The 24,917-nt window shown below is 45.2% G+C and carries 22 protein-coding genes; 10 read left to right on the forward strand and 12 right to left on the reverse strand.

The features are described 5' to 3' along the window. Window positions 1-42: 42 nt before the first annotated feature. The 3 genes from AC3IT7_RS02070 (at window position 43) to AC3IT7_RS02080 (ending at window position 2,763) form a co-directional block, all read left to right on the forward strand. Window positions 43-1,008 carry an RsiV family protein gene (locus AC3IT7_RS02070; RefSeq protein ID WP_489249226.1) on the forward strand — a complete coding sequence of 322 codons (966 nt, stop codon included), beginning with the start codon at window positions 43-45 and terminating at the stop codon, window positions 1,006-1,008. Then, window positions 1,005-1,829 (forward strand): TatD family hydrolase, encoded by an 825-nt coding sequence (locus AC3IT7_RS02075; protein WP_489249227.1) that lies wholly within the window; start codon window positions 1,005-1,007, stop codon window positions 1,827-1,829. The genes AC3IT7_RS02070 and AC3IT7_RS02075 overlap by 4 nt, the downstream gene beginning before the upstream one ends. 127 nt (window positions 1,830-1,956) lie before the next feature. After that, window positions 1,957-2,763, forward strand: a complete 807-nt coding sequence (locus AC3IT7_RS02080; protein WP_475653810.1) for an enoyl-ACP reductase FabI — start codon at window positions 1,957-1,959, stop codon at window positions 2,761-2,763. A gap of 234 nt (window positions 2,764-2,997) precedes the next feature. On the opposite strand, the gene secB is transcribed toward AC3IT7_RS02080, so the two are convergent. The 4 genes from secB to rsgA form a co-directional block, all read right to left on the reverse strand. Continuing rightward, on the reverse strand, window positions 2,998-3,456 hold the full coding sequence (gene secB, locus AC3IT7_RS02085; protein WP_004647439.1) for a protein-export chaperone SecB: 459 nt from the start codon (window positions 3,454-3,456) through the stop codon (window positions 2,998-3,000). 38 nt (window positions 3,457-3,494) lie between these two features. Then, window positions 3,495-3,749 carry a glutaredoxin 3 gene (gene grxC / locus AC3IT7_RS02090; protein WP_004278388.1) on the reverse strand — a complete coding sequence of 85 codons (255 nt, stop codon included), beginning with the start codon at window positions 3,747-3,749 and terminating at the stop codon, window positions 3,495-3,497. Between the two features lie 21 nt (window positions 3,750-3,770). Then, complete coding sequence (locus AC3IT7_RS02095; RefSeq protein ID WP_475653812.1) at window positions 3,771-4,178, reverse strand: rhodanese-like domain-containing protein; 408 nt, start codon at window positions 4,176-4,178, stop codon at window positions 3,771-3,773. Between the two features lie 93 nt (window positions 4,179-4,271). Next, window positions 4,272-5,330 (reverse strand): ribosome small subunit-dependent GTPase A, encoded by a 1,059-nt coding sequence (gene rsgA, locus AC3IT7_RS02100; protein ID WP_489249228.1) that lies wholly within the window; start codon window positions 5,328-5,330, stop codon window positions 4,272-4,274. A 125-nt stretch (window positions 5,331-5,455) separates the two neighbouring features. On the opposite strand from rsgA, the gene orn reads away from it, so the two are divergent. After that, complete coding sequence (orn, locus tag AC3IT7_RS02105; protein WP_004278381.1) at window positions 5,456-6,013, forward strand: oligoribonuclease; 558 nt, start codon at window positions 5,456-5,458, stop codon at window positions 6,011-6,013. A 36-nt stretch (window positions 6,014-6,049) separates the two neighbouring features. On the opposite strand, the gene AC3IT7_RS02110 is transcribed toward orn, so the two are convergent. Continuing rightward, the gene (locus AC3IT7_RS02110; RefSeq protein ID WP_489249229.1) at window positions 6,050-6,298 is read right to left on the reverse strand and encodes a hypothetical protein; all 249 of its coding nucleotides are present in this window, start codon (window positions 6,296-6,298) and stop codon (window positions 6,050-6,052) included. Between the two features lie 171 nt (window positions 6,299-6,469). Here AC3IT7_RS02110 and AC3IT7_RS02115 point away from each other — a divergent pair, with 171 nt between their 5' ends. Continuing rightward, a complete protein-coding gene (locus tag AC3IT7_RS02115) occupies window positions 6,470-7,240 on the forward strand; it encodes a tRNA threonylcarbamoyladenosine dehydratase (protein ID WP_489249230.1) in 771 nt (256 codons plus the stop codon). Window positions 7,241-7,338: 98 nt separating this feature from the next. Further along, window positions 7,339-9,174: a tetratricopeptide repeat protein gene (locus AC3IT7_RS02120; protein WP_489249231.1), complete on the forward strand. Its 1,836-nt coding sequence runs from the start codon at window positions 7,339-7,341 to the stop codon at window positions 9,172-9,174. Between the two features lie 69 nt (window positions 9,175-9,243). Here the strand turns inward: AC3IT7_RS02120 and AC3IT7_RS02125 are convergent, their stop codons facing one another. From AC3IT7_RS02125 to AC3IT7_RS02135, 3 genes are read right to left on the reverse strand one after another with little or no spacing between them, the layout of a single operon-like run. Next, complete coding sequence (locus AC3IT7_RS02125; RefSeq protein WP_489249232.1) at window positions 9,244-10,662, reverse strand: efflux transporter outer membrane subunit; 1,419 nt, start codon at window positions 10,660-10,662, stop codon at window positions 9,244-9,246. A 10-nt stretch (window positions 10,663-10,672) separates the two neighbouring features. Then, the gene (locus AC3IT7_RS02130) at window positions 10,673-12,649 is read right to left on the reverse strand and encodes a MacB family efflux pump subunit (protein WP_489249233.1); all 1,977 of its coding nucleotides are present in this window, start codon (window positions 12,647-12,649) and stop codon (window positions 10,673-10,675) included. A 2-nt stretch (window positions 12,650-12,651) separates the two neighbouring features. Then, window positions 12,652-14,016 carry a MacA family efflux pump subunit gene (locus tag AC3IT7_RS02135; RefSeq protein ID WP_489249234.1) on the reverse strand — a complete coding sequence of 455 codons (1,365 nt, stop codon included), beginning with the start codon at window positions 14,014-14,016 and terminating at the stop codon, window positions 12,652-12,654. Window positions 14,017-14,619: 603 nt separating this feature from the next. Between AC3IT7_RS02135 and AC3IT7_RS02140 the strand changes: the two genes are divergently transcribed. Then, the gene (locus tag AC3IT7_RS02140) at window positions 14,620-15,069 is read left to right on the forward strand and encodes a bacteriohemerythrin (RefSeq protein ID WP_489249235.1); all 450 of its coding nucleotides are present in this window, start codon (window positions 14,620-14,622) and stop codon (window positions 15,067-15,069) included. On the opposite strand, the gene holA is transcribed toward AC3IT7_RS02140, so the two are convergent. The 4 genes from holA to AC3IT7_RS02160 all read right to left on the reverse strand — a co-directional run bounded on the left by holA (window position 15,066) and on the right by AC3IT7_RS02160 (window position 20,015). After that, a complete protein-coding gene (gene holA / locus AC3IT7_RS02145; protein WP_489249236.1) occupies window positions 15,066-16,064 on the reverse strand; it encodes a DNA polymerase III subunit delta in 999 nt (332 codons plus the stop codon). The genes AC3IT7_RS02140 and holA overlap by 4 nt on opposite strands. 9 nt (window positions 16,065-16,073) lie before the next feature. After that, the gene (locus AC3IT7_RS02150; protein WP_489249237.1) at window positions 16,074-16,607 is read right to left on the reverse strand and encodes an LPS-assembly lipoprotein LptE; all 534 of its coding nucleotides are present in this window, start codon (window positions 16,605-16,607) and stop codon (window positions 16,074-16,076) included. Window positions 16,608-16,920: 313 nt separating this feature from the next. Further along, window positions 16,921-19,542: a leucine--tRNA ligase gene (gene leuS / locus AC3IT7_RS02155; RefSeq protein WP_489249238.1), complete on the reverse strand. Its 2,622-nt coding sequence runs from the start codon at window positions 19,540-19,542 to the stop codon at window positions 16,921-16,923. 122 nt (window positions 19,543-19,664) lie between these two features. Next, on the reverse strand, window positions 19,665-20,015 hold the full coding sequence (locus AC3IT7_RS02160; protein WP_489249239.1) for a DUF4124 domain-containing protein: 351 nt from the start codon (window positions 20,013-20,015) through the stop codon (window positions 19,665-19,667). A gap of 687 nt (window positions 20,016-20,702) precedes the next feature. Here AC3IT7_RS02160 and AC3IT7_RS02165 point away from each other — a divergent pair. From AC3IT7_RS02165 to ilvC, 3 genes are all read left to right on the forward strand, one after another. Beyond that, window positions 20,703-22,430, forward strand: coding sequence for an acetolactate synthase 3 large subunit (locus AC3IT7_RS02165; RefSeq protein WP_489249240.1), 1,728 nt, complete (start codon window positions 20,703-20,705; stop codon window positions 22,428-22,430). Beyond that, complete coding sequence (gene ilvN, locus AC3IT7_RS02170; protein ID WP_004813125.1) at window positions 22,427-22,918, forward strand: acetolactate synthase small subunit; 492 nt, start codon at window positions 22,427-22,429, stop codon at window positions 22,916-22,918. Before AC3IT7_RS02165 ends, ilvN begins: the two co-directional genes overlap by 4 nt. A 107-nt stretch (window positions 22,919-23,025) precedes the next feature. Further along, window positions 23,026-24,042, forward strand: coding sequence for a ketol-acid reductoisomerase (gene ilvC, locus AC3IT7_RS02175; protein WP_180040569.1), 1,017 nt, complete (start codon window positions 23,026-23,028; stop codon window positions 24,040-24,042). Window positions 24,043-24,917 lie beyond the last annotated feature (875 nt).

Raw genomic sequence — 24,917 nt, forward strand, 5'->3', positions numbered from 1 at the left:
AATCCTGCAAGGATTAATTAAGTATTTATAAAAGGTTGATCAATGCCAAAATACAAGAATATCTTCGCTCTATCGATGCTGGCATCAGCGATTTTACTGAGTGCATGTCAGCCCAAGGGCAATGAACCGAAAGAGCCGGCTTCTCCCGAGGTGGTACAAACCGAACCTGAAGTCCTTAAACTCAGTGGTGATAGCGAAAGACTGAAGCTGCTGATTCCAGAATGTGAAGGTAAAAACTGTCCGGAAATCTCGATTGAACGACTCAATAGTAATCAGCGCTTTATTGATGAATGGGTCGATCAGCAGATTTTACAGCAGTTAAAAAGTATCCTGTCGGTCGATGCGATTGAACCGGCAAAAGTCACGGCTGCCAGTGAAGCCGAAGTTGCTGCTTCTGAACCACAAGCTGCCTTGTCGACAGTCATTACCCCAAAACAGCAGCTTGAGCAGCAGATCCAGCCCTTTATGCAGACCTTCCTGAATCTGGACAAAGAGCTCAAAGCACTCAGTGCCAGTCACAGCATTAGCCTGATGATTAAGCCCAAGATTCTACATTCGGGTGATCCTCTGGCGACAGTAGTGCTGAACAGTAGTCATTATCTGGGAGGCGCACACGGGGCATCGGCACAGCATTATTATAATTTTGATCTGGAGCAGCAAAAGCTGGTCAAGCTGGATGACATTATTGCCGACAAGCAAAAAGCCAAACTCGAAGCGCAGGCTTATGCGGCTTTTAAAACCTGGGTTATAGAGTCCAAGCTGGCCACGGATATTGCCGAATATGAACAGGCCTGGAAGTTCAGGCTCACCGATAACTTCTATCTGGGCAAAGATGGTTTGATATTGCAGTATGCCGAATATGAAATCGGGCCTTATGTGGTGGGTTTACCACGCTTGATGATCCCTTATGAACAGCTACAAGGTGTGCTAAAACCGCAATATTTACCGCAAACCGAAACGGCAGCAGCGTCTGAAGCACAGCCGGCATCTGCACCTAAAGCGCAATGAGCTTAAAGTTATTTGATACCCATACCCATTTTGATGTTCCCGATTTTGATCATGATCGGGAGCAACTGGCCTATGCGGCCAAAGCGGCAGGTGTGAAGCATTTAATCCTGATTGGTTTTTCGCAAAAGCGTTTTACAGATTTGTTAAGCACCCATCACTTCATCAATGATCTGGAAAATGCTCCGCAAAGCCATTTGGCACCTGGCTTGCATCCGTTTTATATTGAACAGCATCAGACTGAACATCTCTATGATCTGGAGCAGCTGCTCAAAACTGAACCCTGCATTGCCATTGGTGAAATCGGTCTCGACACCTTTTTAAAGCAGCATAAAGTGCCTGAAATTTTTCAAAAGCAGCAAGATTTTTTTGCTGCTCAGCTTGAACTGGCACAGCAGTTTGATAAGCCGGTATTGCTGCATATCCGTAAATCACATGCTGAGGTTTTAAAAATCTTAAAGCAGCATCAGTTCAAACAGGGCGGCATTGCGCATGCCTTTGGTGGCGGGATTGAGGAAGCCAAGGCCTTTATCAAGTTGGGGTTTAAGCTCGGAGTCACCGGTCAGATTACCAATCCGAATGCCAAAAAACTGCATCAGGTGGTACAGGCAGTGGGGCCAGAACATCTGGTGCTGGAAACCGATTGTCCGGATATGACGCCCTTATGTTGTCAAACTGCGACTGAGCAGAGAACCCGAAATACACCAGTAAATCTACCTTATGTTCTGCAAGGTCTGGCACAAAGCCTCGGGCGAGATCAAGCCGGATTGGCACAGCAGCTCTGGCAAAATACGCATCAGGTTCTAAATCTGGCCGAAGTGTAATTCCGGTTTCGATTTCTTATTGCTATCTGCTGTAATTTGGTTTCTATTAAAAAAAGATGCATTATGCAATTTCTAAAATGTCTCAGACTTGGCATCATGCATATATATTATTTTAGGTGAGATTCACATGGCACAAGGACTTTTGGCAGGTAAGCGCTTCTTGATCGCGGGCATTGCGAGTAAATTATCCATTGCTTTTGGTATTGCTCAGGCATTACATCGTGAAGGTGCGGAATTGGCTTTTACTTATCCAAATGAAAAGCTGAAAAAGCGGGTAGATGACTTTGCTGAACAGTTTGGTTCAAAACTGGTTTTTCCTTGTGATGTGGCGGTAGATGCTGAAATTGATAGCGCATTTGCTGAATTGGCGAAACACTGGGATGGTCTGGACGGTGTCGTGCATTCAATCGGTTTCGCACCAGCACATACGCTAGATGGTGACTTCACCGACATTACCGACCGTGAAGGTTTCAATATCGCACATGACATCAGTGCCTATAGCTTTATTGCCATGGCACGTGCGGCAAAGCCTTTGTTGCAAGTTCGTCAAGGCTGCCTGTTAACGCTAACTTATCAAGGTTCTGAGCGCGTTATGCCGAACTATAACGTGATGGGTATGGCCAAAGCATCCCTGGAAGCAGGTGTACGTTATCTGGCATCTAGCTTGGGTCAGGAAGGTATTCGTGTCAATGCGATCTCTGCGGGTCCAATCCGTACCTTGGCAGCTTCAGGCATTAAATCATTCCGTAAAATGCTGGATCTGAATGAAAAAGTTGCACCACTGAAACGTAATGTGACGATTGAAGATGTCGGCAATGCAGCATTATTCCTGTGCTCGCCATGGGCGAATGGTATTACGGGTGAAATCCTGTATGTTGATGCCGGTTTCAATACCGTGGGTATGAGCGCTGATTTAATGGCAGATGCGGAATAAATCTTATAAGTCCTCTCTCCCTTAGGGAGAGAGTTAGAGAGAGGGGATTTTTATTTACCTCTCCCTTACTAGTAGTGCTTCTCATCTCCTGAAAGGAGAGGAAGTTCCTCCCTTTTTAAAGGGAGGTTAGGAGGGATTAAGTTAAAAAATTAATCTCCCCAAACCCCTCTTTAAAAAGAGGGGCTCAAAAAAAAGACCGCATAAGCGGTCTTTTTTAGATCTGAATGTCAGCGATTAAGCTTGACCATCCACAGCAGCAGCTTGCGCACGTTGCATATTGGCTTCAAATTCAGCATCGAAGTTGATTGGAGTAAGTAACAACTGCGGGAAGCTGCCTTTAGTTACCATATCATTCACTGCTTCACGCAGGAACGGGAACAGGATGTTCGGGCAGTAGGCACCAAGGATATATGGCAGACGCTCTTCTTCAACGCCATCTACCAGGAAGATCCCGGCTTGGGTCACGTCTACAATAAACGCAGTATCACCTTCGTTAGTTGCTTGAACCACAACTTTCAATGCCACTTCAAAATGTGTCTCATCAATTTTTTCTGCAGAAGAAGAAAGATTGATGTTTAACTCAGGTTGCCATTGTTTGGTAAAAACTTGTGCCCCAGGAACCTCAAAAGAAATATCTTTGGTGTAAATACGCTCTAATGCCAATTGTGGTTGAGCTTGTTGTTCTTCACTCATTCTTTGATCCTTAATATGAAGTGATAATTTTAGTGGAGTTAAGCGAGTAATTCATCAAGTTTGCCTTCACGCTCTAAAGCATAAAGCTGGTCGAAACCACCAATGAATTGATCATTAATAAAAATTTGTGGCACGGTACGGTGATTGGTACGCTGCATCAGCTCAAGACGGACTTCAGGCGCTTCTTGAGACAGGTTAATTTCTTTGTATGCGACACCTTTACGTTCCAGCAGCTGTTTTGCACGCACGCAATACGGACATACAGTCGTCGAATAAATAGTAACTTCAGCCATGATCAATCTCCTGTTCGTGGATTATTTGCTTTTCACCAATGGTAAACCTTGAGCTTTCCAGTTGCTGATGCCGCCATCAAGACGGTATGCATCGGCATGACCAACCTGTTGTAATGCAGTGCCAGCCACCTGTCCAAGGTTACAAATGAACACCAAAGGGCGATCAGATGCTTTCAGCTCTTCAACATGCTTTGTAATCTGGCTATATGGAATATTACGGCTGCCGCTGATATGACCTTCACGGAAGTCTTTGGCATCACGTAAATCAACCAGCATGGCATTTTTTGCTTTGACTAAAATTCCCAGCGATTGCGGAGAAATTTTACGACCGTTACGTTGACCTTCGATAATGAAGAATAAAACCACTAATACCGCGAGTGTTCCAAATAAGAAGGGGTGATTCCCCATAAACTCGAACCAACGTTCCACAATTCACCTAATTACAATTTTAAAATTGCCAAGAGTATAGCTCATAAATATGGTGATCAAAATCACCGCTTCAAGGGTTGATGCACAAGAAAATTAATTTTTTTGCTGTGCTTCAGTGATTTCGTCGATTAAACGCAGATAGCTGTCCAGTCGGCGCGGTAAAATTTCACCTGCACTTGCGGCCTGGCGTAAAGCACATTGTTTCTCATGCTTATGGGTACAGTTACGGAACTGGCAATGCCCGAGCAGGTTTTCAATTTCAGGAAAACCGCTTTGTACTTTATCCAAAGTCAGATGCCACAGGCCAAATTCACGAATTCCGGGAGAGTCGATCAGGGCCGCGCCTTCACCAAAACCGATCAAACGCGTTGAGGTGGTGGTGTGCTGACCGAGTGCCGAGTTTTCCGAAATAATATTGGTTTTCTGCGCTGCATCCGGCACGATGGCATTAATCAGCGTACTTTTACCGACCCCCGATTGACCGACAAAGGCCACGGTTTCATTTTCCAGACGATTGGACAATGCAGTCAGATCACCATCGGACTGGGTCTGCATCACTTCATAACCGAGATCCTGATATTCTTGTAGCAGACTCAGAATTGGATCATTGTCTTTCAACAAATCGGCTTTGTTCATTACCAGTAATGCCGGAATGTCGGCATCGGCACAGGCCACCAGATAACGGTCGATCAGACCCGGCGCTGGCTCAGGCAGCGGCGCAAACACAATCACGATCAGTGAAATATTGGCGGCAACCGGTTTGACTTTGTGGTAGCGATCCGGGCGGGTCAATAACGATTTTCGAGGATGAATCGCGGTGATAATCCCCAAACCGGTATTCGGATCGGCTTGCCATTTGACCCGATCCCCGGTAACCAGTAAATCCAGGTTGGTTCGGGTATGACAGCGCCAGACACTGCCCAGTTCAATCTCTTTCCAGAAGGGTTCAGGCTCACCCTCGGCGACCACAGGTTTTTCAGGATGAATGTCAGGAATAGATAAAGCTTGCACTTCAAGTTGACGGCCATAGTGTTGCACCACTAAACCTTCGAGATCACTGGAAGTATCGAGATCTTCTTGACGTGTTTTCTGTTGTTTCTGAATGCGGCGCTGTTGTTGCTCTGTCAGACGACGCTTACGTATTAAGGCCATTCATATCCTAAAAAAACCGGGTAAATCAGATGGCAAAAATAGCATGAAGCAGCCCTAGAATGACACCCAAGATGTAATTAATTTGCTACTATAGTTGTTTTTAAACCCAATAAGATTGCACATTTATGAGCAGTACCGCTGATACCCGCCTGATTTGGATTGACCTTGAAATGACAGGTCTAGACACAGACAATGATCAAATTATTGAAATTGCAACGATTGTAACCGATGACAATTTGAATATTCTGGCAGAAGGTCCTGTGCTTGCGGTGCATCAGCCTGCACGTCTTTTAAATGCCATGGATGAGTGGAATACCCGTCAACATGGCCAATCCGGTCTGATTGAACGTGTGCGTCGCAGTAAATTGACCGCTCAGGATGCAGAGCAGCAAACCATTGAATTCCTGAAAAAATGGGTCAATCCAAAATCATCACCGATGTGTGGTAACTCGATCTGTCAGGATCGCCGTTTCTTGCACCGCCTGATGCCTGAGCTGGAACAATACTTCCATTACCGGAATCTGGATGTATCTTCAGTGAAAGAGCTGGCAAAACGCTGGCGTCCAGAAATCATGAGCGGTCTGAAGAAAAATGCTTCACATCTGGCGATGGATGATATTCGTGATTCGATTGCCGAACTGAAATACTATCGTCAATATTTCTTTATCATGAATAAAGACTAATTCCGGTAGATATAAAAGAGGCGAAAGCCTCTTTTTTTATGACATTGATGCTTTTTTCTTTTTATATAAACTCTCGATCAGTTCGAAGATAACCCACGCAGCCAGTACCAAAATCAAATGGGTCTGGGTTTCATAATGACCCAGGATCAAAATGCCAAACAGGGCTAAAATCAATAAACGAATAAAGATACTCAGCGCATAGCTTTTCGGTTTTTGGCTGCTGTAGATATATAAATGTAACGCAATCAGTATGAAATTAAGAGCCAAAAAAGCATTGATCAGCACAGGGTTTGACTCCCATATTCAAGATTTTATGGATGAATTTTATTCAATTATAGGTGTTTCTGAATTTATCTTTCTGATTTTGCTGATGGATTTTGTATCGAAATTTTAGAAGCAGTAAAAAAATGCTGACTTTGCTAAAATAAGCCGTGATTTAACAGCTATTGATGACTTATGACTGAACTGCTTCAAGACGATGAATATGATCGCCGCTTTGCCGGTGTTGCCAAAATTTATGGAGAAGACAGCTTCAGTCATTATGAAAAAAGTCATGTGATGGTGATTGGGATTGGCGGTGTCGGTTCTTGGGCAGTAGAAGCGCTGGCACGTAGCGGGGTCGGTGAGCTGACACTGGTCGACATGGATGTTGTCGCAGCATCGAATATTAACCGCCAGTTGCCTGCCATGAGCACGACCTTGGGCCATGAAAAAATTGCCGTGATGGCCGAACGTTGCCGTGCCATCAATCCACGCATTAAAATTAACCTGATTGATGATTATCTGACACCGGAAAATATCAAAGAAATTTTGGCAGGTGCCCCAGATTTAATTCTCGACTGTATTGATGATGTGAAGGCTAAATTTGCCCTGATGCTACATTGCCGCTTTAACAAGATTCCCTTGATTGTCTCCGGCGGCGCCGGCGGTAAACTGGATCCGTTGAAAATTCGGGTCGCCGATTTATCTAAAACCGAACAGGATCCGATGCTGGCCAAATTGCGTGCTCAGCTACGTGCCAAAGGCATCTGTAAAAAGCCCAAAGAAAAATTCGGCATTACCTGCGTCTATTCAATCGATAATCCATTCTCGAGTGCCGATGTCTGCGCCAGTGCCGGTTTGCGCTGTGGTGGCTATGGCTCGGCTGTGGTGGTGACGTCGAGCTTTGCCATGGTGGCTGTGGCGGAAGGCTTGAAAAAGCTGGATAGTAAAAGAGCAAAAGCCTGATTTACAAAATAAAAAGCACAAAATATGTGCTTTTTTTGTGCCGATGTTTAGAATGAAGGGATTCATTTGCCGAACAAAAATAATGTTTTGGAGCAGCTATGTGGTTCTTGCTGGTATTGATGCTGGGGATAGGAGCTTTGGGAATCTGGATGTGGAAACGTCCGGATCCGGTGAAACGTGATCAGGCCAAAGCCGTGCAACATGATCTGTGGATTGAGCAGCTCGATGCACAGCTCAGACATGCGGCGCGCTTGAGTTCAGATCCTGAACATCCGAATTATGCACGTGCCTATCAGATTTACCAGAATCTTGCCCAGCAACAGGAAATTCCTCAGGCTTATGTCGGCATGGGACTGATGCATTTACAGGGTCTTGGACACGAGCAAAATACTGAAACAGCCATCAGCTATCTGGATAAAGCCTTTCATCTGGGCAGTGATGAAGCGGCCTATCATCTGGGACAGATTCATGAGGATCAGCGCTATCAAATGGCTGACCCGGAAAAGGCACTGTACTGGTACCGACATGCGGTAGCTCGTGGCAATCTGGATGCGCAGTACCGTATTACCGAACTTTCCTCTACTGAAGAGAAAAATCCAGAAGATAAGAGTGCTGAACAGCAGCGCTTGGCCTTGCTGATTCAAAATGCCGGGCAGGGCCATGCCAATTCGCAGTATCAACTGGCGCAATATTATCTGGCAGATTCAGTAACCCAGGATTTGGTTCAGGGGATTCATTATCTGTTTCTGGCGGCACAGCAAGATCATCTGGCTGCCAATCAGCAGATTGCGCATGCTTATGCGCGCGGACAGATTCTACCGCAAGACCCGACCCAAGCCCTGCAATTTATTAAACGCTGTATCAGTCTTGGCGACCAGAAAGGTCTGTATGACTATTATGCTGGTGTACTGCAAGGCCGTATTGATACTGACCAGCGACAACGGGTGTTTCAGCACTTGATGCAGCAATCTAAAGAACATGCCGATACACAAGCCAAGACCTTAATTGGACAGGCTTATTTTCATGGCTGGTATGTCGATAAAAATGAGACCATGGCGTTTCGTTACTGGTCTGAAGCCGGCAATACTCAGCATCCGCGCGCTTTATGCACAATTGCTGCGCTGTATTTTGAACAGCATCTGGTCGCTAATGAACCGCAAAAGGCGTTTGAGTTATATCAGGTGGCATTGCAGCTCAGTCCCGATGATGCTTATGCGCAGATGGGTCTGGCACTGTGTTATTTAAATGGCATCGGTACTGCAAAAGACACCGCCAAAGCCACCCGCATGATTCAGGCGGTGGCACAGCAATACTGGCAGATTGATGCTCAGTCTGAGGCAGATCTCATTTATGCAGTGGGGCGTTTTTATAGTCTGGCCGAGTATCCATTGCCGACACGTGAGAAAGCGGTTCAATATCTGAATCAGGCGGTTGGCAAAGGCTCGAAGGAAGCAGCCTGGTTTTTGTATCAGGCTTTGTCAGGCATCTATCCGGTGTTTGTCAATAATGCAGAGCAGGCCAATCGTTATCTGCATCAGGCTGCACAATTGGGCCATGCCCAAGCGCAGGCAGAATTGGGCCTGATCTATCTGAACGGTCAACAATTGCAGCAGGATATGGCGTTGGGATTAAAATATCTCCAGCAAGCGGCTGCCCAGAAAAACAGTGTGGCACTGAATGCTTTAGGAGAAGCATTTGAAAATGGTAGAGGTACTGAGGCAAATATTGAACAGGCGGTGCAGTATTATCGCCAGGCAGCAGTACAGGTCAATGCGGATGCTTATAGTCATCTTGGACGTTTATATACCAAGGGAATTGGTGTGGAACGCGATATTGGAATCGCGCGGGAATGGCTGGAAAAAGGCAGTTTGCTCGGGCATGAGCGATCAGCTGAATTATTGAAAAATGTGAATGCCTATTTGCAAATGAAGTAATTTTTATTGAAATCGCGCCATAAAAAAAACCGCTGTCTGGTAGCGGTTTTTTTATGGATCAAGTTGTGTTTAAGGTAGCTGCTGGATTGGACTGCCACCCAGTGCCTGCATTAATGTCACATAAGCATTGTACTGGTTCTGTCGGGTTTGCACCAAAGACAGACGGGCATTGCGTGTGGTTTCCTGTGCATCCAGCAGGTTCTTTAAAGCCACTGCGCCGTTACGATAACGTACTTCAGTCAGACGTTCCGTTCTTTCTGCCAGTTCGACATTACGTTGCTGCAAGGCCACCTGCTTGCTGATTTCAGTACGGTTCGACAAGGCATTTTCTACATCGGCGAAGGCTTCATACATGGTCTGGCGATATTGCATAATCGCTTTCTCATATTCCAGTTCATTGACCTGCAGATCGCGTTTCATGTCATTCCATTGCAGAAATGGCAAGGTCAGACCGGCACCTAAAGTCGCCACCGGATTTTTTAGCGCATTCGACAGTGAAGTACTGCTGCCAATTCCCGTGGTCAGATTGCCGGTCAGGCTGATTGACGGGTAATAACTGGCTTTGTTGGCATCCTTATTGGCCAGTGCCTTACGCAAGCGCAGTTCAGTTGCCTGTAGATCAGGGCGACGGGACAATAAACTTGCAGGTAAGTCAGCCTGAATACTCGGCAATTGAATATTGGGTAAACGGCTTGGCTCTTGAATAGCCAGCTGTTGTACCGGCATATGTAGCAATACCGCGAGTCCGGTACGCGTTTCTACCCGTTGCTGCTCAATCTGGCTTAAGGTGGCCTGCTGGCTTTGAATGGCCTGTTCGGCCTGGGTTAAATCCAGACCGGATACCGCACCGGCACGATATTGCACCTGCACCAGATTATAGGTCTTTTGCGCCGTTGCCAGGTTCTGCTGTACCACGCTATAACGTTCATTCAGATAAGCCAATTGCCAATAGAGCTGTGCCGTGGTGCCAATCAGGCTCTGCGCCGTTGCCTGCAAATCCTGTTCAGAGGCCAAGGCTTCCCAGCGTGCTGCTTCGGTCTGATTGGCCAGTTTGCCAAACAGATCCAGTTCATAGCTTAAGCCCGGATAGCCCAGTGACAGACCAGTAGAAGAATTGCCGCCACCATCCAGATTAAAACGTTGCCCAGTCGAAATTCGAGCATCACCTACACGCACACCTTGCTGGCTTTGCGCCTGTCTGGCCTGAATACGCGCCTGCTGTAAACTGATGCCGGCTACGGCCAGATCAGTATTCTGTGCCAGCACCTGATCGACCAGACTGTTCAATTGCGGATCTTTAAATAAAGTCCACCACTGGTCTGCCAGAACGTCGGCATGGATCTGCTGACTGAGCACCTTATTATTTTGAAAGCTGCCCGGCATATTAAGCGCAGGCTGCTCATAGGGGGTTTTCACCACTGCGGCACAACCGGTCAGCGAAGCTCCCAGCAACAGGGCACTGGCAAGCTTGGTTAATTTTATTTGCATATCAGGTTCCTTATTCGCGAGAGAGCGCATCGACTGGATTCAGACGAGCAGCATTACGTGCCGGGATAAAGCCAAACACAATCCCGATCAGGCTTGAGCAGACAAAGGCAGCCACAATCGAAGTGGTTGAATAGGCCATCTGGAAGGTACCGCCGGCAAAATGGGTAATCAGCTGGCCAATTCCGAGGGACAGTAGTACCCCTAAAATACCGCCTAAAATACACACCAGTACCGCCTCAATCAGGAACTGCTGTAAAATATCACTTTGACGAGCACCCACCGCCATCCGTACCCCAATTTCCTGAGTACGTTCAGTCACGGATACCAGCATGATATTCATGACCCCGATCCCGCCAACCACCAGTGAAATCACGGCAATTGCCGAAATTAAAAGGGTCATGGTGGCTGTGGTCTGCTGAATGGTTTCGCGGATACTGTCGGCATTCTGGGTAAATACATCCTGCGCGCCATGGCGTTGTACCAGCAGGTTCAAAATTGCATTTTCCGCTGCGGCACTTGGATATTCATCCTTAATCCGCACAATGATACTACGCACATTGGATTGTCCCAGCATACGGCTCATCACGGTGGAATAGGGCAGGTAGACATTCAGACTGTCATTATTGCCCGTCATGCCTTTTTGCGCATCGATCACCCCGATAATCCGGCTGGGTACGCTGCCGAGTAAGATTACCTGACCGACCGGATCAGCCCCATCCTTAAAAAAGGTGTTTTTGGTGTTGGTGTCAATCACCACGTCTTGTGCCTGCTGCATGACGCTACTGCGGTCAAAAGGCTGACCGGACTGGAAGGTCATACCGCGCACGTAGAAGAAATCTTCACTGACGCCATTTACCGTGGTTGATGCTTCAATTTCTTTATAACGGCCGGTAACACTGCTATTGACCGACGGACTGACTCCATCGACATAAGGCTGTTCCGACAGTGCATCGGCATCGGCAGGAATCAGGGTTTTGGCTTGGGAAGATCTGGAATTGTCTCCGAAACCCCGACCCTGAAATACGGTAATTGTATTGGTGCCCAGACTGCTGATATTTTCCAGAATCTGTTTCTGCGAACCATTGCCCAGTGCCACCACCGAAACCACTGAGGCAATACCGATAATGATCCCGAGCATGGTCAGGAAAGTGCGCATGCGATGTGCATTCATGGCCAGCAAGGCCATGCGGAAGGCTTCACCGAGACGGTCAACTGCGGAACGCCATGAAGAAATCTTCTTTTGTTCGCTGCGAATCAGCTGCTGTTTTGCAAAGCCATCTTCAACTTCAGGCACGTTGGGAAGATCGGAAATGATATTCCCATCCGAGATCTCAATGATTCGCGTGGCATTTTTGGCCACATTATGGTCATGCGTGACCAGAATGATGGTATGACCTTTGGCATTCAGTTCGCGTAAAATCCGCATCACTTCAATACCGCTGTTCTTGTCCAGTGCACCGGTCGGTTCATCGGCCAGAATCACGTCACCGCCATTCATCAGCGCACGGGCAATCGACACACGTTGCTGCTGACCACCTGATAACTGACTTGGACGGTTCTGGGTTTTTTCACCCAGACCCAAATCGGTCAGAATCTTGACGGCGCGCTCATGCCGTTCTGATGAGTCTGCACCGGCATAAATCGCAGGGACTTCGACATTTCCTGCTGCGTTTAAATCGCCGAGCAGATGATAACGCTGAAAAATAAAGCCAAAGTATTCACGGCGTAACTGGGCCAGTTCATCGGCTTCCAGTTCACGAGTTTCGCGGCCTTTAACTTTGTAGCTGCCGGTGGTCGGTTTATCCAGACAGCCCAGAATGTTCATCAGGGTGGATTTACCTGAACCGGACTGGCCAACAATCGCCACCAGTTCACCCGGATAAATCTCCAGATTGACCCCTTTTAAAATCTGGACCGTACCTTCACCCGCAGGGAATTCACGTACCAGATTTTTCACCTCGAGGAGAGGCTGCTGTTGTGAATTCATACTTACATTCTCATTGGGCCACGGCTATTGCCACCGCGTTTTGCTGCATCATTGGAGGTGTCAGAACCATCAGCAATGACCACCTGATCACCACGTTTTAGACCTTTAATCACTTGTGCAGTGGCGCGGTTATTCAAGCCGATCAGTACAGGGGTTGGTTTTGCAGTACCATCAGCCTGCAAGACACGTACCATGGCGCGCTGGGCTTTGCCCTGTTCAATCAGTGCCAGCTCCGCTTCAGAAAGATTCAGGCGGGCAGGGCGTTCACTAGCAGGACGATTGCCTTGAGCAGATTCGGCTTCAGGACGTGATGCCGGATTAGCTTCGCCGCGAGAACTGTCACCGCGAGAACCTTCAGCCCGATTGGCACGTGGCGGACGGTTTGAGCCTTGAATCGCAGCGGCCGGGATCGTCAGCACGTTTTTAGCTTCATCCAGTACAATATAAACTTGCGCCGTCATATCAATACGCAGTTTGCCATCTTCATTCGGTACATCGAATAAAGCGTTGTAATACACCGCAGAACTTGAAGATGAGCCTGTTGCATTGGAATCGGTATTAATCGAATTTGGTGCAGGTTCAACCTGGCGCAGTTTGGCGTAAATCTTTTTCTCGTTATTGCCCAGTGTGGTGAAATAAACCGTTTGACCTTCTTCCACTTTCATCACATCTGCTTCAGAAATTTCAGCTTTAATGGTCATGGTGTCCAGCTTGGCCAGTTTCACAATGGTCGGTGCACTTTGATTGGCATTCACAGTTTGACCTTCTTCGGTCACAATTGCCACAATCGTGCCATCCATTGGAGCCACAATCTGGGTATAACCGAGGTCTTCTTTGGCCGTCGCCAAGGTCAGGCGCGACTGTTCAATCTGTGCATTAATCGCAGTGATATCAGCCTGAGCCGTTTTATAACTGGCAAATGCAGATTCCAGCTCTGAACGCGACGTCGCATCCTGCGCATACATGGCTTTCTGACGGTTATATTCGGCTTCAACTTTGGCCAGATTGGCCTGTCTCACTGCAAGTTGTGCCATCTGATTTTTAATGCTGGCTTCAGCAGTTTTTAAATCATTCTCCTGACGAACAGAATCAATTCGTGCAATCAGCTGACCTTCTTTAACCTGGTCACCGAGTTCCACATACATTTGTCTGACCTGACCAGAAACCTGAGCACCGACGCTGACCATTTTGGTGGCTTCTAAAATACCGGTGGCCAGTACAGAGCTTTCAATATCACCCTGAGTCACTTCAGCAGTAATATATTGCGGCGGCTGTTCTTTCGGTTTGAGGAAATACCACCCCGCAGCAATTAACACAATGGCAATCACCGCTGCCATAATCAATTTCGTCGGTTTTATTTTTGGCATATTGAATACGAGTTCGGTCGAAGATAAGGATTGATTATAAAAGCGAAATTGGGATAAATCGTGAATTTTTTAATTTATAATGAGAATTATTTTCTATTGGCTCGATTTTAAAAAATAGCGTCAATAGAAATCATTTTAAAATGATTAATCCACGATGTCTTTGAGATGCAAGACAGAGCCTTGCTTTTCCATAATGATCATCGCTCGCAATTAAAAGATCATCACGTGATTATTAGGCTAAATAATCATTGTTCCCAAGTGTATTTTTTGACCGAGATCCGCAAATGAAGGGCTGCAAAGATAAAATTATATCTAACCTAATAAAGGTATAAAACCCAACAATACCTAGGATCTGTGGTGTGATATTTGTTCGATAGCTGTTTCCGGCCCAATGCTTATCTTTATATTCCTGATAGCAAAACCAGTTGAAAATTAAACAGAAAAAAATTTAAAATCCCATGTTTTATATATGGATTTAAAGAAATAAAACTTGTAAGATTTAATTCCATAAAAAAATTATGGTTTTATCACTTAAGAAGAAGACGCACTTTAATTGTGCAGAAATAATACAACTTTGCTATCAAGATTGATGAGGGTTTAACGATGGAATGGAATGAAAGTTATAACATTGGAATTGACGTGATTGATAAGCAGCATCGTCAAATTTTAGACTATATTAATGCATTAGAAGAGATCAGAGGGACTGGTCAGCGTGATCGGATCAAGGAAGTTTTGAATGATTTAATTGATTATACCCAGTCCCATTTCAGCTTTGAAGAAAATCTGCTGGAACAGGTCAGTTATCAATATCTGCCTTCACATCGCGGTATACATGAATTATTTGTAAAACGACTCAATGATTACCGCCTCAAATTCGAGAACGGAGAATCCATCGAAAATGATTTATATCGCTTATTGTCCAAATGGCTGATCAATCATATTCAACATGATGATCAAGACTATGTCGATGCGGTGCGCGATAACATGTTGAGTTATCTACGTGCCCAGGAAAGCAAAAAAGGCAAAGGCTGGTTTGCACGTTTCTTCAGTTAGGCATTTGGCGCTAAAAATAAGCGTTGACCGCACATTTCAGCAATGGCTTGTAAAATGAGATGTTCAGGGTTCTCTTTGGACATCCCTTTAATAGCGGCATCAATACGGATTAACAGTTGTGGCCAGCTTAAAAAGCGTTGTGGGCTGAGACGGCGTAAAGCCTGCTGATATAGCCCCACTTTGGTTTTCCAGATTCCGATTTGCAAGGCATTTTGCGGCTGTTCAAACAGTTGCATCAACAGACGCATCTCTTTGCTCAGGCTCCATAATATCAGACTCATCGGCTCACCTGAAGCGACCAGATACTGGAAAATCTTGACCGATTGCGAGAGATTGCCTTGCAGTAGGGCATCACTCAAATCATAGGTGCTATAACGTGACTGATCTTGTAAACATGCATATAAATGCTCAACCTGAATCACATCGATTTCAGCAAAGGTATCGCTAACCCGCATCAGGCTGTTTTTGGCAGCCAGCAGGTTATGTTCATGATGCTGTTCCAGCCATTGCCAGGCATCATTGGCCAGTTTAATGCCCAGTTTCTCTGCTTCAATACCCAGAATTTGCTGCCGGTCTTTGGGATAATTGGCCACGAGCGAAACATTGACGCCATTGGCATCAATGACCTGAAAAAAGCTGGTTTTTAGACTACTCGCATCTTGCTTGGGCATCACCACTAATAGCAAATTATCGCTGTCTTGTTGTAAATAGCTTTTTAGCAGTTTAAGACTACTTGCATCTGGCTTGATATTGCCATGCACTTCAATCGCCAGCTGTGTTGAAAACAGCGACAGACTGTTCAGAGCATTAAAGACAGTTTTCCAGTCAGCGACCGAGCTAATGTCATAACGTTGACGTTCGATGTCCTGCCTTTGCCAGCTAGCACGAAAGGCATCAATAAGATTTTGTTCCAGTAAGGGTTCTTGACCATGCAATACCCAGGCACCACGAGCTTCATCGACACGTTTTAGGGCTTGCAGATAATCAAGTTTCATAAGGTAGTCTTATTGAGCCGGTTGCGCGGAAGTATTTTGTTTGACTAAAGGTAAGCGGTTGGAGGAAATCTGACGCGCAATCTGCTGCGCCACATCATCAATAATCACCTGATTGAGAAACTTTTGTTCCTGATCGTCAGTGTTGACTGTTTCAATGTCATATTGATAGGTACGCGTTGCCACCACAGTTCGTGGTTCAGTCACCGGATTGCCTTGCGCATCTTCAATGCGGAAAGTTACGTTTAAACGCAGCAAGGTTTCAACCAGCTTGCCGTTCAATTCTAAGCGGCGCGGTGTGTAATCGAGGACACGCAAAACATAAGCATTTGGTGCATTGCTTAATTGTACCCCTGCAGCACCTAAATAAACCGCCAGTTTTTCTTGTAATTCTTCAGTATTGGGTGGTAGAGAAAGATTCATAACCGAGTAGGCAACAGGTGCCGAGCTTGGGTTGGTGCCTTTTAAATGGAAGCCACAACCGACTAAGCCTGCACTTAGACCACAAGTTAAAACAATTGCTGCTAAACGTTTGCCTAAATGCATGAGTATCCTCTTTTTCCCTCAGGGAAATATTTGAAATCCTGAACTGGATTGTAAAGTCAAAGCCCGCTGGCTGGCAACGGGCTTTGTTTGGGAATTGTTTTTTAATCCCCCTAAATCCCCCTTTACAAAAGGGGGACTCTCTCGATCCATATTATAAAAAATGGATTCTCCTCCCTTTATTAAAGGGAGGTTGGGAGGGATTATTCCTTAAGTTCCCTCTCCTTTTAGGAGGTGAGAAACACTGTTTCGTAAGGGGAGAGGTTAACTACCCTCATCCCGACCTTCTCCCAGAGGGAGAAGGAGCTATAAGGAATTAAACAACCAAATTCACTAATTTATTTGGCACAACAATCTCTTTCTTGGTTGGACCGGTCAAGAATTGTTGAACTTCAGGCAAGGCTTTAGCCAGTGCTAAAATCTCATCTTTAGAAATATCGACCGACACTTCCAGTTTGCCACGCAGTTTACCGTTGACCTGAACCACGATGGTTTGGGTATTGCGGGTCAATGCAGATTCGTCTACAGCAGGGAACAGGGTTGAATTCAGTTCAATCCCAAACTCGGCCAATAAAGTCTGGCTTAAATGCGGTGCAAATGGTGCAAGCAACGTCAGAAGTGTGGTGATTGATTCACGGGCAACAGCGACGTCATTGTCATCTTTGGCTTCAAACTTGTTGTTGGCATTCAGCAATTCCATCAACGCAGCAATCGCGGTATTAAATGCATGACGACGTTCAATATCATCACCCACTTTCTGGATAGTTTCATGCGTTTTACGACGTAGGTCTTGTGCCGCAGTAGAAAGTGCTGCCTTGTCGATATTTGACGCGCTGTTACCTTGTTCAAGGAAACCAGTGGCCAAACGCCATACACGTTTCAGGAAGCGGTTTGCACCTTCAACACCGGCATCCGACCATTCAAGTGATTGATCAGGCGGCGCGGCAAACATCATGAACACACGTGCAGTATCTGCGCCGTATTGGTCAATAATGGATTGCGGGTCGATACCGTTGTTTTTCGATTTCGACATTTTTTCCTGACCGCCAACCACAACATCTTGACCATCGCCAGTGTATTTCGCAGACAAGACACGACCTTTTTCGTCTTTTTCAAGTTCGATATCAGCCGGGTTAAACCAGGTTTTCTTGCCAGAATCCGCTTCGCGGTAGAAAGTATCCGCAAGCACCATGCCTTGAGTGAGCAAGTTGGTAAATGGCTCGTTGCCTTGTACCACGCCTTCGTCACGCATCAATTTATGGAAGAAGCGTGCATATAACAAATGCAGAATTGCGTGTTCAACACCACCGATATACTGATTCACAGGCAGCCAGGTTTGACCAGCTTCAGGTTTTACCATGCCATCAGTAAAGTCTGGAGAGGCATAACGCGCATAGTACCAAGATGATTCTACAAAGGTGTCTAGCGTATCTGTTTCACGACGTGCATCGCCATTACAGCTTGGGCATTTTGTCTCATAGAATTCAGGCATCTTGTTCAACGGGTTACCTGAACCATCTGGCACTACGTCAGTCGGAAGCACAACAGGAAGCTGCTCTTCCGGCACTGGCACTTGACCACATGTCGGACAGTTGATCATTGGAATTGGACAACCCCAGTAACGCTGACGAGATACACCCCAGTCACGTAAACGGAATTGAACTTTAGAATTCGCAAGTTCAGCCGGTTCTAATTTTGCTAGGAAAGCATCATAGGCACCCTGGAAATCTAAACCGTCAAATTCGCCTGAATTGACCAGTTTACCTTCTTTGGAGCCGTACCATTCTTGCCACTCTGTCGCAGAAAAATCTGCATTGTCAGCGCCTTTGGCATCAATGACTTGCTTGATGTTTAAGCCATATTTGTTAGCAAATTCGAAGTCACGTTCGTCGTGTGCAGGCACAGCCATCACCGCACCTGAACCGTATGACATCAATACGTAGTTGGCAATCCAAACCGGAACTTCTTCACCAGTGACAGGGTGTTTGACAGAAAGACCGGTTGCCATGCCTTTTTTCTCGGCAGTGGCAAGATCTGCTTCTGCTACAGAACCCATACGGCATTCTTCAATGAATGCAGCCAATTCCGGATTTGTTTCAGCTGCTTTTAACGCCATTGGATGTTCTGCTGCAACCGCAACATAAGTCACACCCATCAAGGTGTCAGCACGCGTGGTAAATACTGTTAAACCATCTGCATAAACATCAGGATTTGCTGAAGGGAAGGTAATGTCCATCCCTTGTGAACGACCAATCCAGTTGCGTTGCATGGTCAAAACCTGTTGAGGCCAACCATCTTTCAGCGTATCTAAATCGTCAAGTAATTCTTGCGCATAGTCGGTAATGCGGAAGTAGTACATTGGAATATCACGTTTTTCAACCAATGCACCTGAACGCCAGCCACGACCATTTTCAACCTGTTCGTTGGCAAGAACAGTTTGGTCCACTGGATCCCAGTTCACGGTTGAAAGCTTACGGTAGATCAGACCTTTTTTATAAAGCTGAACAAATAACCATTGTTCCCAGCGATAGTATTCTGGGGTACAGGTCGCAAATTCGCGATCCCAATCGACAGCTAGACCAAGTTTTTTCAACTGGTCACGCATGTAGGCAATATTTTCAAAAGTCCATTTTGCCGGAGCCACCTGGTGGGCAATCGCTGCGTTTTCAGCAGGCAGACCAAACGCATCCCAACCCATCGGTTGCAGGACAGTTTCACCCTTTAAACGGTGGAAACGGCTGATCACGTCACCAATGGTATAGTTACGCACATGACCCATATGCAGCTTGCCACTTGGGTAGGGGAACATCGAGAGAATATAACGACGTGGACCTTCTACTTTGTCGGCAACTTTAAAGGCTTTGCGCGATTCCCAATCCTGTTGGACTTGAGGCTCAATCGCACTGGCTTGATATTCGGAATCAATGTGAGTAGTCATAAACGTATCAGTGAATTACGGTGAAAAAGTCTGTTGCACAGCATAGCGCAAAATGCAGTTAAAAGTGAATTTTGCGCAGGCATTTCCCTAAGAAAAAATGCCCGGTTCCGGATAAAAGGGTCTTATAAAGCCACTGCTCGATTTTTCGATTGTTGCAAGGCTTCATTTGCTTCACGTTGTTGCTGATCCTGATTCGCAGGAATTTGAGGCTGTTGCAGTGGTTCTTGAACGCTATTTTCGCTCTGCACTTCAGTTTCACTGCTTCTAGGCGGTGTTGGGGCCGAGTTTTTCCAGCCATAGGTATCGACAGTCGTGGCTTTCTTTGCCGTTTTAGGCGGTGGCATCTTGGTGTAGTGCGTGGTGCCCTTGGCGTCCACCCATTTATAATACTGGATTGCTGAGGCATTGCTGCTGTAGATGCCCAGAGAAATTGCGCAGCTCAGACTTAAGGCGCTTAAAAAAGATATTTTCATTGTTGTTGGGCCTCTGTTTTCTAGCCATAGAATAATACCTAACATTGTAGTGATTTTTAGAGTAGAAATAATGGATTTTTATTCATTCTATTGATGATCAAGGCTTGAATAGGTTCTGGATCGTGTTTGGCCGCTGATCAATAAATTTTAGCTCACAAAATTTATTGATAAACAACTTCACTTCATTTAATAAAAAATCATTCATTTTTTTTATATAAGACATACTAAAAATTTATAAAATTAAATATATAAGTTTATGAATTTTATTGAATTATAGATTAACAGGCTCAGGCTGTATTGCTGTGTGCTCTCTCAAACGCTGTTAAAAACAGCAAATCTGGTATAGATAAGTGGCTGTTGCCTGTTTTTTAAACTTGACTTTAAAGCCTGAAAACACAAGAATGCTGCAATAGTTTTATATGCCTTAGATCGATCACCCTTCGACTAAGTGTCATTTCATGCAGTGGACGATTTCTCTAGCCGAGAAATTGAACAAAGCTAAGCAAAATATGTTTATCCCAACATGTTTTAGGTCTTGTATTGCTCGAACAGCAAAGAGATCAGATTTTTTTCCTATTGCTATGAAAACTATGAAATTTTTGTGCTATAACAGTGCAGACAGTTAACAAATGAAACACTGCAAATGCCTCCCATTTCTGCGGTGTAATAATATTAGGGTGAATCACGTTGGAACTTCTATCTGGTGGTGAAATGCTTGTTCGCGCATTAGCGGACGAAGGCGTTGAACATGTTTTTGGATACCCAGGCGGCGCAGTTCTTCATATTTATGATGCGCTATTTCAACAAGACCGAATCAATCATTACCTCGTACGTCACGAACAAGCTGCTGGTCACATGGCGGATGCTTACTCACGCGTAACAGGTAAGACCGGTGTGGTACTGGTGACCTCAGGTCCAGGTGCAACCAACACGGTAACGCCAATCGCAACGGCCTATATGGACTCAATCCCGATGGTGATTTTGTCGGGTCAGGTTGCAAGTCATCTGATTGGTGAAGATGCATTCCAGGAAACCGATATGGTCGGTATTTCACGTCCCATCGTGAAACATAGTTTCCAGGTGCGTCATGCCAGCGAAATTCCTGCAATCATCAAAAAAGCATTCTATATCGCTTCATCTGGTCGTCCAGGCCCTGTCGTGATCGATATTCCAAAGGATGCCACCAATCCTGCAGAGAAATTTGCTTACGAATATCCTGAAAAAGTGAAGATGCGTTCTTACCAACCACCTTACCGTGGTCACTCAGGTCAAATTCGTAAAGCGATTGAAGAACTGATCAGTGCTAAACGCCCAGTGATTTACTCGGGTGGTGGTGTTGTTCAAGGTAATGCTTCAGCACAATTGACTGAAATCGCACATTTATTGGGTTATCCAGTAACCAATACCCTAATGGGTCTTGGCGCATTCCCAGGTGACGATGAACAGTTCCTCGGCATGTTGGGTATGCATGGTACTTACGAAGCCAATATGGCGATGCACAATGCAGACGTGATTTTCTGCGTAGGTGCACGTTTCGATGACCGTGTAACCAATAATCCGGCAAAATTCTGTCCAAATGCCAAAGTGATTCATATTGATATCGACCCAGCGACGATTTCAAAAACCATCATGGCGCATATTCCAATCGTTGGTGCAGTTGAACCTGTATTGAATGAAATGCTGAACCAGTTGAAGCAGCTCGATGTTTCCAAGCCAAATCCTGAAGTGATTGCGGCATGGTGGTCACAGATCAATGAATGGCGTCAAGTGCATGGTGGCCGTTTTGAAGCCGGTGTTGATGGCATCATGAAGCCACAACAAGTGGTTCAGGCATTGGACAAAGTGACCAATGGTGAAGCGATCATTACTTCGGATGTAGGCCAGCATCAAATGTTTGGTGCGATGTATTACAAATACAAACGTCCACGTCAATGGATCAACTCGGGTGGTCTAGGCACCATGGGTGTTGGCTTGCCATATGCAATGGCTGCGAAGTTGGCGTTCCCGGATCAACAGGTGGTGTGTATCACGGGTGAAGCATCGATTCAGATGTGTATCCAGGAGCTTTCGACCTGTAAACAATATGGCTTGAACGTAAAAATCTTGTGTCTGAATAACCGTGCCTTGGGTATGGTGAAACAATGGCAGGATATGAATTACGAAGGCCGTCATTCTAGCTCTTATGTAGAGTCACTGCCTGACTTTGCCAAGTTGATGGAAGCCTATGGTCACGTCGGCATTCAGATTGACCATGCCGATGAGCTTGAATCGAAACTTGCAGAAGCGATGGCGATCAATGACAAGTGCGTATTTATTAACGTAATGGTTGATCGTACTGAACACGTTTATCCGATGTTGATTGCAGGCCAGTCGATGCAAGATATGTGGTTAGCAAAAGGGGAGCGCACAGCATGAGACATATCATCTCTGTACTTGTTGAAAACGAAGCAGGCGCGCTTTCCCGTTTAGTGGGTTTGTTCTCACAGCGTGGCTACAACATCGAAACATTGAATGTAGCTCCGACTGAAGATCCAACACTTTCTCGTTTGACATTGACCACCTATGGCGATGATCACAAGATTGAGCAAATCACGAAGCAACTCAACAAACTGGTTGAAGTGGTTAAAGTGGTTGATCTTTCCGAAGGTGCGCACATTGAACGTGAATTGATGTTGATTAAGGTGAAGGCACTCGGTTCATCTCGTGACGAAATTAAGCGTACTGCGGATATTTTCCGTGGTCAGATTGTCGATGTCACACCGACCACCTATACCATTCAAATTGCGGGTACGACTGAAAAAGTGGATGCGTTTATCGATGCACTAGCAGAACACACCATTTTAGAAGTTGTGCGTTCAGGGGTTTCTGGTATCGCACGCGGTGAAAAAGTACTCACCATCTAAATTTTAAAGTATTTCCTCATCCTAATAAGAAGGGGGTATCAGGCAGTGTAAATACAAAGTTCACTGCCTGATTTAAACAGACAAACAAGCATTAAGCGGAGACAGCAATGCAAATTTTTTACGATAAAGACTGCGACTTATCTATCATCCAATCGAAGAAAGTAGCGATCATTGGTTACGGTTCACAAGGTCACGCACATGCGCTTAACCTTAAAGATTCTGGTGTTGACGTAACTGTTGGTCTACGTGCGAACTCTACTTCTTGGAAAAAAGCTGAGAATTCTGGTCTTAAAGTTGCTGAAGTTGCTGCTGCTGTAGCGCAAGCTGACGTAGTTATGATCTTGACCCCTGATGAATTCCAATCTCAACTTTACCGTGACGAGATTGAGCCAAACATCAAGCAAGGCGCGACTCTAGCATTTGCTCATGGCTTCTCTGTTCTTTATAACCAAGTTGTTCCACGTGCTGACCTTGATGTCATCATGGTTGCTCCAAAAGCGCCTGGTCACACTGTACGTTCAGAATACCAACGTGGTTCAGGTGTTCCTGATCTTATCGCGATTCACCAAGATGCTTCTGGTAATGCGCGTAACGTTGCGCTTTCTTACGCTTCAGGCGTGGGTGGTGGTCGTACTGGTATCATCGAAACTTCATTCCGTGAAGAAACTGAAACTGACCTATTCGGTGAGCAAGCAGTTCTTTGTGGTGGTGCAGTTGAACTGGTTAAAATGGGCTTCGAAACTCTGGTTGAAGCTGGTTATGCTCCAGAAATGGCATACTTCGAATGTCTACACGAACTTAAATTGATCGTTGACTTGATGTTCGAAGGCGGTATCGCGGACATGAACTACTCAGTATCGAACAACGCTGAATACGGCGAATATGTAACTGGTACTGAAGTAATTAACGAACAGTCTCGTGAAGCAATGCGTAATGCACTGAAACGTATTCAATCTGGCGAATACGCGAAGATGTTCATTCAAGAAGGTGCATTGAACTATCCTTCTATGACTGCTCGTCGTCGTCAAAACGCTGCTCACGGCATCGAAGTAACAGGTAACAAACTTCGTTCTATGATGCCTTGGATTCAAGCGAACAAAATCGTTGATAAAGAGAAAAACTAATTTCTCGAATCAATTGATTTGAATGCGAAAACCCACTCAATTTGAGTGGGTTTTTTAATAGGTCATAATTAAAGTTGCATGCCTCAAAATATAGCAAAGCAGTGCTTTCACTTCTTGCATTTCATTTAAAGCAGTGCTTTCGCTTCTTGCGTTTCATTCAAAGCAGTGCTTGCCTCCTTGCACTTCGTACAAAACAGTGTTTTGTACTCGTTCATACCTTGGATTCAAGCGAACAAGATTGTAGACAAAGAAAAGAACTAAGTTACGTTCCTCAAGAATATTAAAGCAGTGCTTTCACTTCTTGCGCTTCATTCAAAGCAGTGCTTTCACTTCTTGCGCTTCATTCAAAGCAGTGCTTTCACTTCTTGCGCTTCATTCAAAGCAGTGCTTTCACTTCTTGCACTTCGTACAAAACAGTGTTTTGTACTCGTTCATACCTTGGATTCAAGAGAACAAAATCATTGATGAAGAAAAGAACTGAGATTACTTAGGTCACTGAAAAAGAGCAAAGCAATGCTTTCCTCTTTTTTATTGCTTAGATTTCAGTGAATCAGATTATAAATAAGCTAAAGAATTAATATATTAAATCATACGATTTGGTGTTTAAAATTCATTTAAATTAAGCAGATTTTTCACGATTTCTGACCAGGGTTTAAGTTTGTGACGTCATGTAAGTATAATATTTATAGTTTTAGAAGGTGAAAATTAAATATTTAAATTTCTATGGCTTAGAGAGTTTTTAGAAACTCAGAACGTAAATAAAAATACAAAGTAATGAGTAATGCCCATAATATAGCCTGAATCAGGCACTCATCTATATCTCGCTATATGGTCAATATGTTAATTAAATTTTTATATGAAATAAAATATAACAA

This window comes from Acinetobacter sp. KH_038 (assembly GCF_057839405.1).